This window comes from Erythrobacter sp. W302b (assembly GCF_046452395.1).
Lineage (GTDB): Bacteria > Pseudomonadota > Alphaproteobacteria > Sphingomonadales > Sphingomonadaceae > Erythrobacter.
Map to the genome: position 1 here is coordinate 1,852,925 of NZ_JBKFDH010000001.1, position 15,902 is coordinate 1,868,826.

At 64.6% G+C, this 15,902-nt stretch carries 16 protein-coding genes, 1 tRNA gene and 1 pseudogene; 7 read left to right on the top strand and 11 right to left on the bottom strand.

What is annotated here, in order from left to right:
* Positions 1-46: 46 nt before the first annotated feature.
* Both ACLBKT_RS09085 and ACLBKT_RS09090 read right to left on the bottom strand, forming a co-directional pair.
* A complete protein-coding gene (locus tag ACLBKT_RS09085; protein ID WP_410182597.1) occupies positions 47-601 on the bottom strand; it encodes a murein L,D-transpeptidase family protein in 555 nt (184 codons plus the stop codon).
* A 175-nt stretch (positions 602-776) separates the two neighbouring features.
* Positions 777-2,066 (bottom strand): adenylosuccinate synthase, encoded by a 1,290-nt coding sequence (locus ACLBKT_RS09090; RefSeq protein ID WP_410182598.1) that lies wholly within the window; start codon positions 2,064-2,066, stop codon positions 777-779.
* A 141-nt stretch (positions 2,067-2,207) separates the two neighbouring features.
* On the opposite strand from ACLBKT_RS09090, the gene ACLBKT_RS09095 reads away from it, so the two are divergent.
* Positions 2,208-2,483 (top strand): hypothetical protein, encoded by a 276-nt coding sequence (locus ACLBKT_RS09095; RefSeq protein WP_410182599.1) that lies wholly within the window; start codon positions 2,208-2,210, stop codon positions 2,481-2,483.
* 3 nt (positions 2,484-2,486) lie between these two features.
* Positions 2,487-3,266 (top strand): annotated as a pseudogene (locus ACLBKT_RS09100) (alpha/beta hydrolase); the annotation flags it as partial.
* A 55-nt stretch (positions 3,267-3,321) separates the two neighbouring features.
* Here the strand turns inward: ACLBKT_RS09100 and ACLBKT_RS09105 are convergent.
* The 4 genes from ACLBKT_RS09105 to ACLBKT_RS09120 all read right to left on the bottom strand — a co-directional run bounded on the left by ACLBKT_RS09105 (position 3,322) and on the right by ACLBKT_RS09120 (position 7,818).
* Positions 3,322-3,711, bottom strand: a complete 390-nt coding sequence (locus ACLBKT_RS09105; RefSeq protein ID WP_410182600.1) for a RidA family protein — start codon at positions 3,709-3,711, stop codon at positions 3,322-3,324.
* Positions 3,711-4,835 carry an ATP phosphoribosyltransferase regulatory subunit gene (locus ACLBKT_RS09110; protein ID WP_410182601.1) on the bottom strand — a complete coding sequence of 375 codons (1,125 nt, stop codon included), beginning with the start codon at positions 4,833-4,835 and terminating at the stop codon, positions 3,711-3,713. Before ACLBKT_RS09110 ends, ACLBKT_RS09105 begins: the two co-directional genes overlap by 1 nt.
* Before the next feature lie 100 nt (positions 4,836-4,935).
* On the bottom strand, positions 4,936-6,522 hold the full coding sequence (gene serA / locus ACLBKT_RS09115) for a phosphoglycerate dehydrogenase (RefSeq protein ID WP_410182602.1): 1,587 nt from the start codon (positions 6,520-6,522) through the stop codon (positions 4,936-4,938).
* A gap of 117 nt (positions 6,523-6,639) precedes the next feature.
* The gene (locus ACLBKT_RS09120) at positions 6,640-7,818 is read right to left on the bottom strand and encodes a phosphoserine transaminase (RefSeq protein ID WP_410182603.1); all 1,179 of its coding nucleotides are present in this window, start codon (positions 7,816-7,818) and stop codon (positions 6,640-6,642) included.
* 165 nt (positions 7,819-7,983) lie between these two features.
* Here ACLBKT_RS09120 and ACLBKT_RS09125 point away from each other — a divergent pair, with 165 nt between their 5' ends.
* A complete protein-coding gene (locus ACLBKT_RS09125; RefSeq protein WP_410182604.1) occupies positions 7,984-9,174 on the top strand; it encodes a glycosyltransferase family 4 protein in 1,191 nt (396 codons plus the stop codon).
* Between the two features lie 13 nt (positions 9,175-9,187).
* Here ACLBKT_RS09125 and ACLBKT_RS09130 read toward each other — a convergent pair whose 3' ends face one another.
* Together ACLBKT_RS09130 and ACLBKT_RS09135 are read right to left on the bottom strand one after the other, a co-directional pair.
* On the bottom strand, positions 9,188-9,622 hold the full coding sequence (locus ACLBKT_RS09130) for a hypothetical protein (protein WP_410182605.1): 435 nt from the start codon (positions 9,620-9,622) through the stop codon (positions 9,188-9,190).
* Positions 9,623-9,707: 85 nt separating this feature from the next.
* The gene (locus tag ACLBKT_RS09135; RefSeq protein WP_410182606.1) at positions 9,708-10,370 is read right to left on the bottom strand and encodes a PadR family transcriptional regulator; all 663 of its coding nucleotides are present in this window, start codon (positions 10,368-10,370) and stop codon (positions 9,708-9,710) included.
* A gap of 119 nt (positions 10,371-10,489) precedes the next feature.
* On the opposite strand from ACLBKT_RS09135, the gene ACLBKT_RS09140 reads away from it, so the two are divergent.
* The 4 genes from ACLBKT_RS09140 (at position 10,490) to ACLBKT_RS09155 (ending at position 13,138) form a co-directional block, all read left to right on the top strand.
* On the top strand, positions 10,490-11,803 hold the full coding sequence (locus ACLBKT_RS09140) for a replication-associated recombination protein A (protein ID WP_410182607.1): 1,314 nt from the start codon (positions 10,490-10,492) through the stop codon (positions 11,801-11,803).
* A complete protein-coding gene (locus tag ACLBKT_RS09145) occupies positions 11,800-12,156 on the top strand; it encodes a hypothetical protein (RefSeq protein WP_410182608.1) in 357 nt (118 codons plus the stop codon). The genes ACLBKT_RS09140 and ACLBKT_RS09145 overlap by 4 nt, the downstream gene beginning before the upstream one ends.
* Entirely contained in the window at positions 12,153-13,040 is an 888-nt protein-coding gene (locus ACLBKT_RS09150) for a hypothetical protein (RefSeq protein WP_410182609.1), read from the top strand. Before ACLBKT_RS09145 ends, ACLBKT_RS09150 begins: the two co-directional genes overlap by 4 nt.
* 22 nt (positions 13,041-13,062) lie before the next feature.
* Positions 13,063-13,138, top strand: a tRNA-Thr gene (locus ACLBKT_RS09155).
* A gap of 217 nt (positions 13,139-13,355) precedes the next feature.
* Here the strand turns inward: ACLBKT_RS09155 and ACLBKT_RS09160 are convergent.
* The 3 genes from ACLBKT_RS09160 to ACLBKT_RS09170 all read right to left on the bottom strand — a co-directional run bounded on the left by ACLBKT_RS09160 (position 13,356) and on the right by ACLBKT_RS09170 (position 15,902).
* Positions 13,356-13,697: a hypothetical protein gene (locus tag ACLBKT_RS09160; RefSeq protein WP_410182610.1), complete on the bottom strand. Its 342-nt coding sequence runs from the start codon at positions 13,695-13,697 to the stop codon at positions 13,356-13,358.
* Positions 13,698-13,879: 182 nt separating this feature from the next.
* Positions 13,880-14,299, bottom strand: a complete 420-nt coding sequence (locus ACLBKT_RS09165) for a hypothetical protein (RefSeq protein ID WP_410182611.1) — start codon at positions 14,297-14,299, stop codon at positions 13,880-13,882.
* 670 nt (positions 14,300-14,969) lie between these two features.
* Positions 14,970-15,902 carry a hypothetical protein gene (locus ACLBKT_RS09170; protein ID WP_410182612.1) on the bottom strand — a complete coding sequence of 311 codons (933 nt, stop codon included), beginning with the start codon at positions 15,900-15,902 and terminating at the stop codon, positions 14,970-14,972.

Sequence of the window (15,902 nt, forward strand, 5' to 3'; positions counted from 1 at the left end):
ACCCGCCTCGATCAGGTGGCCTGCGCGCGGCTGGCCGTGCTCTGATTCAAGGCCGGATTTCGATCACCGTGCCATCGGGTACGATCCGCCACAGTTCCTCGATCTCATCGTTGGAAAGGGCGATGCAGCCATCCGTCCAATCGCCCGGCATCCGACCCATTGGGAGGGCATTGGGCTGGCCGTGGAGGAAGATATCACCGCCGGGCGAGCGGCCATACTGGCGGGCGAAGGCGCGATCTGCGGCGTTGGGGTACGAGATTTTGAGGCTCAGGTGATAGGCGCTGCCGGGATTGCGACCTTCGATCACATAGCGACCTTCGGGCGTGCGCTCGTCGCCTTCGAACTGCTTGTGCCCGGACGGGGCATCGCCGAATTGCAGGCCGCGCCATGCCTTGACCGGCTGCCCCCCGGCATAGGCGATCATCAACCGTTCGGACTTGTCGACGATGAGGTAATCGACCGTGGAGAAGCGCCGCTCCGGCACGATGCGCGCCGCCTCCCGCGCCAGCGGCGGCTGGGAGGACGGGGCCTCGGCCTGCTTGACCGGCGGGTTGGCGCAGGCGGCAATGGCCAGCAGCGGCAGTAAAGCGAAACGTGTCACGCAGGGGAGATTAGCCTGCGGACGACCCTGCAATCAATCTCCATCTCCCCTCCCCTCGGGGAGGGGTCGGGGGTGGGGGCTCCACGCCCGCGACCATGCCTTGCCCCCTCACCGCCGAACCCCCATCCCAACCCTTCCCCAAGGGGAAGGGAGAGTAAGAGTTGCAAGCAGCTTACTAGTCCACAAAGGGATCGCGCATCAGGATCGTGTCGTCGCGCTCGGGGCTGGTCGAGACCAGCGCGACGGGGCATTCGATCAGCTCCTGGATGCGCTGGATATACTTGATCGCCGCTGCCGGCAGATCGGCATAGCTGCGCGCGCCCGCGGTGCTCTCGCTCCAGCCGGGCATTTCCTCGTAGATCGGCTCGCATTCGGCCTGATCGGCGGCGTGGCTGGGCAGGTAGTCATAGACCTTGCCGCGCAGACGGTAGCCGGTGCAGATCTTCACCTTCTCCATCCCGTCGAGCACGTCGATCTTGGTGAGCGCGATGCCGGTGACACCGCTGATCGCGCAGGACTGGCGCACCAGCACGGCATCGAACCAGCCGACCCGGCGCTTGCGCCCGGTAACGGTGCCGAATTCATGGCCGCGCTCACCCAGACCCTGCCCGATTGCGTCCTCAAGCTCGGTAGGAAACGGGCCCGAGCCGACGCGAGTGGTGTAGGCCTTGACGATGCCGAGCACGAAGCCGGTCGAATTGGGGCCGAGGCCGGAGCCGGACGCCGCCGTGCCGCTCACCGTGTTGGAGCTGGTGACGAAGGGATAGGTCCCGTGGTCGACATCGAGCAGCACGCCCTGCGCGCCCTCGAACAGGATCTTGGCGCCCGCGCGGCGCACCTTCTTGAGGCGCTTCCAGACCGGTTGAGCGAATTTCAGCACGAAGGGCGCGATTTCGCGCAGTTCCTCGAGTAGCGCGGCACGGTCGACCGGGGGCTGGCCGAAACCCGCCCTCAGCGCGTCATGGTGCGCGCAAAGCCGGTCAAGCTGCGGCTCCAGCGTGTCGAGATGCGCCAGATCGCACACCCGGATCGCGCGGCGGCCGACCTTGTCCTCGTAAGCCGGGCCGATCCCGCGCCCGGTCGTCCCGATCTTGCCCTTCCCTGCCGCCGTCTCGCGCAGGCCATCCAGATCGCGGTGGAGCGGCAGGATCAGCGGGCAGTTGTCCGCAATCGCGAGGTTCTCGTCCGTGATCGAAACGCCCTGCCCCTCGACCTTGGCGACCTCGTCACGCAGCGCCCAGGGATCGAGCACCACGCCATTGCCGATCACCGACAGCGTGCCCGAGACGATGCCCGAAGGCAGCAGCGAGAGCTTGTACGTCTTCCCGTCGATCACCAGTGTGTGGCCGGCATTGTGCCCGCCCTGGAAACGCACCACGGCGTCCGCCCGGCTGGCGAGCCAGTCGACGATCTTGCCCTTGCCCTCATCGCCCCACTGGGCGCCGATCACGGTGACGTTGGCCATGTGTATCCTTGTAAACTGGTGGCGAGAAAAGCCGCGCGGGGCCTAGGCGTTTGGGGCGGGAGTGGCAAGGGTCGGGGCCGGACGCGAAGGGTTTTGCGGACGGCGGCGTTGAGCGGACAACATGTCACAAGGATATTGCCGATGAACACCCCAGCCAAAGCCCTGATCGCCGTCGCCGCTATTGCGGTGCTCGCCAGCCCGATCCTCGCCCAACAGCGGCGCGGAAGTGGAGAGCGAAACGCGGGCGAATGCCGCGCCGAGATCGTGAAACTCTGCGGCAGTGATCGCAGCCAGATGCGCGCCTGCCTCCGCGAAAAACGGGGCGAGCTGTCGGACGGCTGTCAGTCGGAGCTGCGTGCGCGGATGGAAGCACGCGGCGGTGAGCGGGGCACGCGCGGTGGCGGCGCAGCGGCTTAGGCGCCTGCCCCGCAGACTTTGGCCTATGGCAGCGATCCTCTGCAAGGGCTCGACCTGTGGGTGCCCGAAGGGGCCAAGCCTGCGCCGCTCGTCCTGTTCGTCCATGGCGGCGGGTGGAAGCGCGGGTCGAAGAGCAACGCCATGGGCCGCGCGCTGCCGGGGCATATGCTGGCGCAAGGCTATGCCTTTGCCTCGATCGATTACCGTCTGGTCCCGGCTGCCACGGTCGAGCAGCAGGCGGCGGATGTCGCGGCGGCGCTCGCCCATCTGCTGAAACGTGCCGACGCGCTCGGCATTGACCGGAGCCGCGTGGTGCTGACCGGGCATAGCGCGGGCGCGCATCTGGTGGCGCTGGTGGGGACGGACGAGCGCTATTTGCGCGCCGCCGGCCTCAGCTTCGCCGATATCGACGGCGTCATGCCCAATGACGGCGCGGCCTATGATGTCCCCGCGCAGATGGCGCAGGCCGGGCGATTGATGGGCGGCACCTACGAACAGGCGTTCGGCACCGATCCCGCGCGCCAGCGGGCCCTCTCCCCCACCCTCCACGCATCCGCCCCCAATGCACCTGCCTTCCTGCTGATCCACGTCCAGCGCGAGGACGGAGTGGCGCAGAACCAGGCGCTGGCAGAAGCCCTGCGGCGCGCGGGCACGGCGGTCGAGGTCGGCAGCTTCCCCGGTGACGGCCTGCGCGGCCATGCCGAAATCAACCGCAAGCTGGGAGAGCCGGACTATCCCGCCACCCCGGTGATGGATGCGTGGCTGAAGAAGGTGCTGGGATAAGGACCAATCCCGGTCCCGGGCTTGACCCGGGACAGGGGATTAGAAGGTATCCCGCTTAGACCGCTGCGATGACGTCGATCTCGACCATCAGTTCGGGCAGCGCCAAGCCCTTCACCTCGACCGTCGTATCGGCCGGATAGGGCGGCGTGAACCAGCGTTGCCGGGCTTCCACGATCTTGGGGAAGTTCGCCATGTCGGTGAGGTAGATGGTGACCTTGACCACCTTGCTGAGATCGCTCCCGCCCGCCGCCAGCACGCGCTCGATATTGGCGAAGGTCTGCGCCAGCTGCGCGTCGAAGTCGCCCGCGCCCACGATGCTGCCATCTGTGCCGATGCTCGCCTGCCCGGACAGGAACAGCAGATTGCCGACCTGCCATGCGGGCGAAAAGCAGTAGGCCGCCAGCGGATCGTTTTCGAGCGTGATGGCCTTGGGGGCGTCGGTCATCAGGGCCGCTCCCACCCGGCGGGGCCGCTGGCGGTGAGGACATAGTCGCAGCCCAGTGCCGCTGCGTCCTCCCCTTCGGCCAGCTGCGCCCGCGTGCGCCAGCCTTCTGCCCGCAGCTTGGCCGCCGCCGCCCGGTCATGGCCGAGCGGGAGGTAGCAGGTGCGCGCCGCCTGGGGCTGCGGGGCTGCGTCGGCCAGACGATCGAGATAGAGCGTGAAGCCGGTGGCCGGCTCGTTGCTGCCCGCGATCCGGTAGGTACCGCCCCGCCCGGCCGCGCGGCGCAGGCCTTCGGCATAAAGCGTGAAGCCGAACCACGATTGATATTCGAACCCGTGCCGCTCGGTCGGGTCGAGCGTGATACGGGCCGCATCGCCAATATGGGCCGCGATCTGCTCCAGCCCGTCCAGCCGCGATTTCAGCGCCCCGCCCGCATCGACATCGCGCAATGCGGCGAGCGCGGCCCCGAAAGGCCCGGTGGCATAGAGCAGCGGCAGATAGGCTGCGCCGCCCGCCGCCTTCAATCCGCCCGCATCCTTGGTGTCGAGTTCGCGCCGCACCGCCTCGATCTGGTCGTCGGACAGGGGGAAGGCCTTGGCCGACAGCGTATCGACGAGGTCGGGCAGCGTGAAATCGACCGAAATGCCGGTGAGACCAGCCGCGGTCAGCGCCTCGATTGCGAGCATGACCGCTTCGCTGGCGGCGGCGACCGAATCCGACCCGATCAGCTCCGCGCCAAGTTGCAGGCGCTCCCGCGCCGGATCGAGCTGGCTCGCCTTGATCACCACGGTGTCGCCGCAATAGGCGAGGCGCAGTGGGCGGGCGGCGGTCTTGAGGCTGGTCGCGGCGATCCGTCCGACCTGCGGGGTCATGTCAGAACGGAGAGCGAGCGTGCGCAGGCTCGCCGGATCGACGAAGCGGAACATCGCCCGCGCCTCGCCCGCGACGGCACCGGCCATTCGGCCCGCGAGCGAGGCTTCGAATTCAAGCAGCGGCGGGCGCACGCGGTCATAGCCATGCGCGTCCAGCACATCGAGGCAGGCGCGCATCATCGCCGTGATCCGCGCGGCTTCGAGCGGCAGGCGGTCTTCGAGGCCTTCGGGGAGGAGGTCGTTGGGTTGGGTCATATGCAATCGCTCGTCATCCCGGCGAAGGCCGGGACCCAGTCCCGCCCCTCGCCTCTGGGCCCCGGCCTTCGCCGGGGTGACGATGAATTGCAAGCGTTCCTTAGAACGCCAACGCCTTGACCAGCTTCACGCCTTCGACCTTCTCGGCCTCGGCCACCACTTCTGGCGTCAGGGCTTCGTCGAGGCTCAAGAGCAGCACCGCTTCCCCGCCCGCTTCGCGGCGGCCAAGGTTGAAGGTGCCGATGTTGATCCCGCGTGCGCCCAGCAGCGTCCCGATACGGCCGATGAAGCCCGGCTTGTCGTCGTTGACGATGTAGAGCATGTGGCCCGACAGCTCGGCCTCGATCCCGATGCCGAAGATTTCGACCAGTCGGGGCGATTCCGTCCCGAACAGCGTGCCCGCGACCGAACGCGGGCCCTGCGCGGTTTCCACTGTCACACGCACCAGCGTATTGAATGCGCCGTCGCGGTCATGACGGATTTCACTCACGTCGAGCCCGCGCTCCTTGGCGAGGAACGGGGCGTTGACCATATTCACCGTGTCCGAATAGCGGCGCATGAAGCCCGACAGCACAGCGGCGGTGATCGGCTTGCCGTTGAGTTCCGCCGCGGCGCCTTCACGCTCGATGCTGATGTGGGTCAGATTGCCATGCGCCAGCTGGCCGACAAGGCTGCCAAGCTTTTCCGCCAGCGACATATAGGGGCGCAGCTTGGGCGCTTCCTCGGCCGAGAGCGACGGCACGTTGAGCGCATTGGTGACACCGCCATTGACGAGGTAATCAGCAAGCTGCTCGGCCACTTGCAGTGCGACATTGACCTGCGCTTCGGTGGTCGATGCGCCCAAGTGCGGGGTGCAGATGAAGTTGGGCGCGCCGAACAGCGGGTGATCCTTGGCGGGCGGTTCGGTCTCGAACACGTCAAGCGCGGCCCCGGCCACCTGACCGCTTTCGAGGCAATCCTTCAAAGCCGCTTCGTCGATGAGGCCGCCGCGCGCGCAATTGATGATGCGGATGCCCTTCTTGGCATTCTCCAGCCGCTCGCGGCTGAGGATGTTGCGGGTTTCCTCGGTCAGCGGTGTGTGCAGCGTGACGAAATCGGCGCGGCTCAGCAGCGTATCGAGATCGACCTTTTCCACGCCCATCTCGACGGCGCGCTCTTCAGTAAGGAAGGGATCATAGGCGATCACCTTCATCTTGAGGCCGAGCGCGCGGGTGGCGACGATCGAGCCGATATTGCCCGCGCCGATCAGGCCGAGGGTCTTGGCCGTGAGCTCCACGCCCATGAACCCGCTCTTCGGCCATTGGCCTGCCTGCGTCTGCGCATTCGCTTCCGGGATCTGCCGGGCCAGCGCGAACATCAGTGCGATGGCGTGTTCGGCGGTGGTGATCGAGTTGCCGAACGGGGTGTTCATCACCACCACGCCCTTGGACGAGGCATAGGGGATGTCGACGTTATCAACGCCGATCCCGGCGCGGCCGATGACCTTCAGATTGGTCGCGGCGTCGAGCACCGCCTTGGTCACCTTGGTCGAGGAACGGATCGCGAGGCCATCATAGTCGCCGATGCGGGCGATCAGTTGTTCGGGCGTTTCGCCGGTGATGACATCGACATCGCAGCCGCGCTCTTCGAAAATGCGCGCGGCGTTGGGGTCCATCTTGTCGGAAATGAGAACTTTGGGACGGGTCATTTTGAATACCTTCCACTCGTCATCCCGGGCCTGACCCGGGATCGCGCGCAACACGCGCTGGTGCATTGGGGAGAGCGGCCCCGGATCAGGTCCGGGGCGACGCGAATTGCGACGGCCTCAGCCGTTCTTGACCTTTTCGTAGGCCCATTCGATCCACGGCAGCAGGCGCTTCAGATCCTCCTGCTCGACGGTCGAACCGCACCAGATGCGCAAGGACGGCGGCGCGTCGCGGTAGCCGTTGAAGTCGAAGCCGACATTGCGTTCTTCGAGCAGCTTGACGATCTTTTTGGGCACGGCGGCCTTGTCGTCGTCCGAGAGGGCATCATACCATTCGCCCTGGAACACCAGGCAAACGCCGGTATTGGTCTGCTGCGCCGGATCGGACACCATGTTGCGCAGCCACGGGGTGGCCTCGATCCAGTCCTTGACGATCTTGGCGTTGGCATTGGCCCGTTCGACCAGCGCCTTGCGCCCGCCGATGCTCTTGGCCCATTCCAGCGCCGCGATGTAATCTTCGGTCGCCAGCATCGAAGGGGTGTTGATCGTCTCGCCCGCGAAGATGCCGAGATTGATCTTGTTGCCCTTCTTCATGCGGAACAGCTTGGGCAGCGGCCACGGCGGATCGTAGCTTTCGATACGCGCAACCGCCTTGGGGCTGAGGATCAGCATGCCGTGCTGCGCTTCGCTGCCCATCACCTTCTGCCACGAATAGGTGGTGGCATCGAGCTTCGACCAGTCCATTTCCTGCGCGAAGATCGCGCTGGTGGCGTCGTTGATGGTGATGCCCTCGCGGCCCGGCTCCAACCAGTCGGTGTTCGGGATCATCGCGCCAGAGGTCGTGCCATTCCAGGTGAACACCACGTCATTGCGCTGCGGGATGGTGGTGAGATCGGGGATCTCGCCATAATCGGCGGTGAGGACCTGCAGGTTGGGCAGCTTCAGCTGCTTCACCGCGTCCTGAATCCAGATATTGCCGAAGCTCTCCCACGCCGCGACCGTGACCGGGCGCGCGGGATCGAGCATCGCCCACATGGCGGCTTCGAGCGCGCCGGTGTCCGACGCGGGCATGATGCCGATCAGATAGTCATCGGGGATGCCGAGCAGTTCGCGGCTCAGGTCGATCGCGTACTTCAGACGCGCCTTGCCCAGCGCCGAACGGTGCGAGCGGCCGAGAACGTCGGTTTTGAGGGTGTCCAGCGACCAGCCGGGGAATTTCGCCGTGGGGCCCGAGGAAAAGAAGGGGCGTTCAGGCTTAAGCGTCGGCTCGTGTGCGAGCCCGCGTGCATACTCAGTCATGTATTCTCTCCTTGCAGAGAGCTCGCGCGGCGTTGGGACCGCGTGGCCCGTGGGCGGCTTTAGTGGCGGGCTGTAACAAGTCAATGAATGAATCATCGGCCGCGGGCATGGCCGCGGGGATAGCCCCTCGCCAAGCGCGGCAAATGTTACTAATCAGCCCGTTCCATGGACATTTCCGATCTCCGCATTGCCCTGTTCAGTGGCAACTACAACTACACCCGCGACGGGGCGAATCAGGCGTTGAACCGCTTGGTCGGCTCGCTGCTGGCCAAGAGCGCCAAGGTGCGCGTCTATTCGCCCAAGGTCGCCAATCCCGATTTCCCGGCGACGGGCGATCTGATCGGCCTGCCCAATGTCCCGATGCCGGTGAAAGGGCGCGGCGAATACCGCTTCCCCACGCATCTTGGGCGATCCGTGAAACAGGATCTGGAGGCCTTCGCGCCCAACATCGTCCACCTGTCCTCGCCCGATATGTCAGCCCACGCCGCGCTGCGCTGGGCGCGCGCGCGGGGCCTGCCGGTGCTCGCCAGCGTCCACACCCGGTTCGAGACCTATCCGCGCTATTACAACATGGCCTTTCTCGAACCGCTGATCGTCAAGGGTCTGCGGCGGTTCTACAATCGCTGCGATGCGCTGGTGGCGCCGTCACAGTCGATGATCGACGAATTGCTGGCGATGGGAATGCACACCCGCATCGGGTTGTGGAGCCGGGGGGTGGACCGCACGATCTTTTCCTCCGCCCGCCGCGATCCCGAATGGCGACGCTCGCTGGGTCTGGCCGAAGATGATGTGGCCATCGTCTTCCTCGGGCGGCTGGTGATGGAGAAGGGCCTTGATGTCTTTGCCGAAACCATCGTGCGCCTGCGCGCCGCGGGTGCGCCGCACAAGGTGCTGGTGATCGGCGACGGCCCGGCGCGCGGCTGGTTCGAAGCGAATCTGCCCGGCGGGATCTTTGCCGGGTTCAAGACCGGCGAGGCCTTGGGACAGGCGCTCGCCAGCGGGGACGTGTTCTTCAACCCCAGCGTCACCGAGACCTTCGGCAATGTCACGCTGGAAGCCATGGCAAGCGGCCTTCCGGTGGTCGCCGCGGGGGCCACCGGCAGCGCCAGTCTGGTTGCCGACGGCGTCATTGGCCGACTGGTCGCGCCGTCAGGGGCCAAGGGCAGCGACGCCGCCGCCTTCGCTGACGCGCTTGCACCCTACTGCACCGATCCCGCCCTGCGCACCGCACACGGCGCGGCAGGCGAGACGCGGGCCTGCGACTATAGCTGGGAGGCGATCAATCAGGTCGTCGCCGATACCTATGTCCGGCTGGTCGAAGAACGCCGCGCGGCGCAGGCGGCGCGGGCCGCCTGATGGGCGCGCAGCGTTACTTCAGCACCCCGGCCGCCGCCATCCGCCGCACGTAAAGCAGCAGGAAAAGCGTCACCGCCCAGATCGCGATGTCGAGCGCGGGCGCTTCCATCGCGGCTGGCACGTCTATCAGGCCATAATTGTAAACCGTCGTGCCGACGAGGCCGATGGTCGCCGCCACCATCGCCGGGACCGCAAAGCGCGATCGCAGCAGCAACAGCACCGATCCGGCAAAGGCCCCCCACACGCCCAGCGCCCAGAAAGCGCTGGCCCAGGCGGGATAGGCGTTCATGAAAGCAATCTGATCCGCCGTCATGCCAGCGTCAGCGAGCATGTCGAACTTGGTCATGGTGTAGCTGATGATACCCATGGCATTGAACAGCAGCGTCAATCCGCCAATCAGCCACAGATGCCACGGCACCTTGGCCGTGCCGAGTGTCGTATCATTCATGGGTGCCCCTCCCCCGTCCGGCGCGACCCGGTCGGGGGAGAGTGTATTCCTAACCTACATCAACCGCAATTGCGGTTGCGCACGCTCACAGGCGTTCGATACGCTTGGCCATCTCGTCGATCATGTCGACGATCTGGTTGATCGTCTCCTCGTCGAGCTTGCCCGCCTTGGCGCGGTTCTTCAGCACGCTGCCCAGGTTGCCCATCGCCCGGAAGACATCGTGCGAACGGACCGTGGTGGTGCGTTCGCCATGCCGACCGAGACGGCGCAGCAGCGCCTTGACCTCGTCGCGGCGGTCCTCGAGTTCCTCGAGCCCCTGCGCGGTCGCGGCGAAGGGCTTCTTGGCGCCCTCGGCCTCGGCTTCCTCGATGCTGCCTTCATCTTCGAGAAGCTGGAGCGTCGGATAGACCGCGCCCGGGCTCGGGGCATAATCGCCACCGGTCATTTCCTCGATTGCCTTGATGAGTTCGTAGCCGTGCGAGGGGTTTTCGGCGATCAGCGCCAGCAGCGCGAGGCGCAGTTCACCCTGGCCGAACATCCGCCCGCGGCGGCCACCACGACGGCCACGATAGCCCTCGCCGCCCTCTTCGCCATCAGCCTCGCGGCCGCGCGGGAAATCCTCGTCGAAGCGCGCGCGCATCTTGAAGCCCGGGCCGCCGAAGTTGACGTTCCCATTCATCGCCATCGTCGCCATTGCCTCGGCGAGCTTTTCCCAGCCGCCACCGCGGCCATACCGGTTCCAGGTCATATTCGTTCCTCCTCGCCTATATCAGCGATACACCCAAGATATATCTTAGAGCTATCGTTTCAAGGCGTCCCGCTGGCGGGAGTTTCCTTTTCTGACCGATGCCCTATCCAGACCGACGAATGACTGACCTGTTCGGACAAGACGCCCAGGAGGCTCCGCGCGAGGGCGCAAGCGATGACGCCCCACTCGCCGACCGGCTGCGGCCGCGACGGCTTTCCGAGGTGGTGGGGCAGGAGCACCTGACCGGCCCCGAGGGCGCGATCGGGCGGATGGTGGCGGCGGGCAAGCTCGCCAGCATGATCCTGTGGGGGCCGCCCGGCACCGGCAAGACCAGCATCGCCCGCCTGCTCGCTGACGCCGTGGGTATGCGCTATGTCGCGATCAGCGCGGTGTTCTCGGGCGTGGCGGATTTGAAGAAGGCCTTTGCCGAGGCCGAAACGATGGCGGGCGCTGGCCGCAAGACCCTGCTGTTCGTGGACGAGATCCATCGCTTCAATCGCGCGCAGCAGGACGGCTTCCTCCCCTATGTCGAACGCGGGGTGGTGACGCTGGTCGGCGCGACCACCGAAAATCCGAGCTTCGCGCTCAACGCCGCGCTGCTCAGCCGCGCGCAGGTGCTGGTGCTGAACCGGCTGGACGAGACGGCGCTGGCGGCATTGCTCGAAAAGGCGGAAGGCCTGGAAGGCCCCCTCCCCGTCACGCCCGAGGCCCGCAGCGCGCTGATCGCGCAGGCCGATGGCGATGGGCGGTTCCTGCTGGGGCAGGCCGAAACGCTCTATGCCGCGGGTCTCAGCGAACCGCTCGATCCGGCGATGCTGGGCAGTTTCCTGCAACGCCGCGTGGCGGTGTACGACAAGGACCGCGACGGGCATTACAATCTCATCAGCGCCTTGCACAAAGCCGTGCGCGGGTCCGATCCGCAGGCGGCGCTGTACTACCTCGCGCGGATGCTGACGGCGGGCGAAGAGCCGTTGTTCCTCGCCCGCAGGCTGGTGCGGATGGCGGTGGAGGACATCGGCCTCGCCGATCCCCACGCGCTGACGCAATGCATGGCCGCGATGGAGGCCTACCGCTTCCTCGGCAGCCCCGAGGGTGAATTGGCGCTGGCGCAGGCGTGCGTCTATCTGGCGACCGCGCCCAAATCCAACGCCGTCTATCTGGCGCAAAAGTCCGCCTGGAAAAGCGCGAAAGAGACCGGCAGCCTGATGCCGCCGATGAACATCGTCAATCCGGCGACTGGCCTGATGGAAAGCCTCGGCTACGGCAAGGGCTACACCTATGACCACGACACGCCCGAGGGCTTTTCGGGCGACAATTACTGGCCGGAGGAGATGGAGCCCCAGAAGTTCTACACCCCCGTCGAACGCGGGTTCGAGCGCGAGGTGAAGAAGCGGCTCGATTACTGGGACAAGCTGCGAAGGGAACGCGGATGAGCGGGGCACTCGATCGTTGGGACGCCGCCCGCGATTTCGCACTGACCCTGCCGGGAACGGAGCTCTCGACCAGCTACGGCAAGCCTGCGGTGAAGGTGGCGACGAACGGCCGTGCTTTCCTCGGCACGGGTCGCGAGAGCGAGACCTCCTTCGCGCTCCACATCGACATTGCGACCGCCGAAATGCTGATGGCGACCGACCCCGCAACCTTCTGGCAGACCCCCCACTACGAAGGCTACGGCGCGGTGCTGGTGCGCTTCGACAGCCCCGATCCCGAGCGGGTGCGCCATGCCGTACGGCTGGCGCATCAGCAGGCGGCGGCGATGAAGCCGGTGGCGAAGCGCAAGCGGTGACGGGTCGTTTCACGCAATTTCTGGCGGTCGATTGGTCGGGGGCCAAAGGGCCGCGCCAGAAGGGGATCGCGCTGGCAGCCGCGCTGGCCGATGGCGGCGCGCCGGTGCTGATCGCCCCGCCCGATCCACGCGGTTGGGCGCGGGGGGAGGTGCTGGCGCTGATCGCAGGGCTGGAGGCACCGACGCTGGTGGGGCTCGATCTCGGCATCTCATTGCCGTTTGTGGACGCGGGCGCGTTCTTTCCGGGGTGGGATGCCAGTCCGCCCGATGCGCGCGGTCTTTGGGCACTCATTGACGGGTTGTGCGCAAGTCATCCGCACCTCGAAGCGGGCGGATTTGTGGCCCACCCCGAGGCTTCACGCTATTTCCGCCACGGCGCAGGCGCGACAGGCGACCGCTTCCTCCTCCCCGGCGCGGCCACCCGCGAAGGCCGCTTCCGCGTGGCCGAGGCCGCCCAGCGCCAGCAGGGCGTGCGCCCGGTGAGCAATTTCAACCTCGTCGGCGCGGCCCAGGTCGGCAAGTCGAGCCTGACCGGGATGCGGATGCTGCACCGGCTGGGTCGCACAGTGCCCGTCTGGCCGGTTGATCCGCTGCCGCAGGAAGGCTCGGTCGTGACCGAAATCTACACCTCGATGGCCGCGCGCCTCGGCGGCGTGACGGGGCCAGCGACCAAGATCAGGAGCTATGACGCTCTCAACGACGCCCTGGACGCACTCGGCTCGCCGCCGGTGCGAGGGACGGGCGCCATCGATGACCACTCCTCCGACGCGCTGCTGACCGCCGCGTGGCTGCGCCGCGTGCATGGCGAGCGCGATCTGTGGCATCCGCCCACCCTCACCCCCGAGATCGCCCGCACCGAAGGCTGGACTTTCGGTGCATTGTGAGTTTAAGGCGCGCTCACGGTCCGCCGGCTTAGCTCAGTTGGTAGAGCACCTGATTTGTAATCAGGGGGCCACGGGTTCGAATCCTGTAGCCGGCACCATAAATTCAGAAACTTATGCCAATACCCTTGCTAACCAATTTTTCCTAGCAACCACATAGCAACCACTCCAGGTAGTATTCTGTAGGAAGCAGTGAGATCCGCTTACTCGATTCCGGTTGAGATGATGCGACAAGTTTATCGAGATTGCCGGGGTGGCGTTGCGCCCAACTAACCCGCTTAACGGCACCGGCTACGCGGGAACGGCGGTTCATAGCCGTTACTCGACAAGCTGCGTGGGCAAAAGGTTCAACTGACTGACCCGGTCTTTGCCGTTGGTGGTGCAGCGCGCAGCAATATGGCCAAGGCGATGCTGCTGCGCCGGATGAACTATCACCACATTACCACACATGGGTTTCGCTCGACATTCCGTGACTGGGCTGGAGACTGCACCAATCACCGCTATCCATTGGCGCAGCTCTTCGGGCATCAGGTTGCGAACGAGCTGGCCCCTGCGCTCCATGGCGGGAGTATTCTCGGACGAGAACTCGAGTTGGAGGTTCAGGACCTCTCTCAACATCTCCTGCATCTGGTCTTTCCCCTCGGCGGTGTCGAACTGCAAGCGTGGTCTGACCCACGCCAATCACTAACAGCGAAACCGACTTATTCGAAAGGCATTTCCAATTAGACCTTTAGGTACCATTTGAATGGCTGAAGGGGACCCTGACCAATGGGTCTCTCAATTTACATTCAAGGCCGACAGATAGGTGCCGACGCCCTGAAGGAAGCCGGCACCTCATCATTTTAGAAGGCTCCGCGCAGGCCTACAGCGATGAACTCCTCGCCGACATTTCCATGGATCCGAAAGCGTGGCGCAATCGGAAAGCTCACCAAGCCGTACGGTCGGACCTCGCCACCATCGTATCGCCCGCCGCCGCCAAGCTCGATGCTGCCAGCGAAGGTGTATGATGCTTCGAGTTTGCCATAGGCCTTCAGCGCTGTGTCATCGCACAGACGATCGTCTGCGAACTGGCCATTTGTCGTGTCGCGGCAACGGGTCTGGCCGTTGTTGAATGTATCCGATACGTAACGATCATCATTGCCTTGGTAGACGAAAACACCGCCAACCGGGCGGAGCGAAAAGCCACCAGCGGTGATCTCATACCCAAGGCCTGCTTCAGCTCCCCAAACCCCCTCGGAACGCGCTCCGTTGCCCTCGAGCACTAAGCCGTCCGCGAGAGCTGGTGTAGCTGTGCCTACCGATGCGAAGACCAATCCACACAGTAGTAACTTCCTCATTGTTTTTTCCTTCTCGAAAGGGATGCATCGATTAGGGGGCATCCCCCTCTAAAACAAAGAGTTTTTTTCAGGGCTCGACAATTCTTGGTATTGACAAGTCCGGTTGCTCGAGGGTGGCGGACGCTCACATGTTGTTCCTTCTGGGCCGCCGTCCAAGACACACCTTGCGCCGCGCTGCGTGATGCGTCTGAAGAGCCAGTTCTCGCTGTCGGATGGGCGGATACTCTGACCATCTCATCCAACCCCCTCGCGATACAAAAGCATTCAAACTCTAAAGCCCTATTTTGCTTTGATAAAGACTTCGTCTTTCAACTTGTCAATTAGCGCTGCAGCAAAGCGAGCAGGTTGCACGGCGACGAGCGTTCTTAGCTATCCGGGGCCCGGCGGTCGGAACTGCTAAAGGCCAAGCGCGAACATGTCAGCCTCGACTAGCGGCTCTGGCTAATCCCTGACAGCAAAACGGGCAAGGTGCGGCGGGGGAAGGACGGCACTAGCTCAAATCCGAGCATTGCCCTGCACAGGGCGACACACCAAGCAGGCATTGAAGTCCATGAAGGATGCGAGTTTTGAGCGGTAAGTTTGGTTCGCTCGCTAGCTAAGGCAACCGTTTGCGTCGAAACCTTCGCGCGCTTGCCGCGTCGCTGTCATCTTCGATGAAAGTGCCAAGGTTGCCTACGTCAATGTCCGACGTATCGTTGTCACCATCGACCTGCGCGGCAGCATTGCTGCCAGTAGCCGAAATCACGCGGTACCGGACAACGCCGATCCCGCGAGTCTTGCTCACATCGACGATACTCCCCACCGCAAGCAAAGCCCCTCCATAATTCAATTCGACGAGATCATCCTCGATTGCTGTCACTCGCAAAGGATCAATTTTGAACGCTATGCGCCGGGCTATCATTTGCGCCACCTCACGCTGCATAAGATCATAAACAGACGCACCGGGTTCAGAGACGCGTACAGCCAAATCTGCCGTGTCGATGGTGCGCGACATCTCGATCTGCTTCGTCACGACACCGCCGTCGATACTGCGCCCTGCTGCATCCTTGAGAGTGAAGGATACCGTCGCGCTGGCGGTGCCCCAGCTTGTGGAATAATCATCCGGACCATCGACGGGCAAAGAACGGGCTGGGGCAGTCTCTCCTATGTCCGAAATGGTTATATCCAGCGAATAGCCACCGCGCCCGGTGGTCAGCCGCCCAGATGAAGCTAAAGCCGCTTCGACGGCGCTTCGCATCGTTTGGAAATTGCTTTGGCAGTCCTTAACCACCCAGCTTCGCCACGTCGTGTGAGCAGCATAATAGCGGGCAGCAGCCGCAGCGCCCCATACTCGCGCATAGTACTCCTCGCTATACTCGAGCTTGCTGCCTGAATAGTTGCGATAGTAGGTGCAGCTTTGGGTTGAGGTAATTGTGCCTACGTTGACCCGTTGCAGCCCCTGCGCATTAGCAGCAATAGGCAGAGACGAGGCTGTGAACGCGACCGCCAAGAAGCCGATGAGCGCGTTCAAACGCATTCGCAGCTTCAT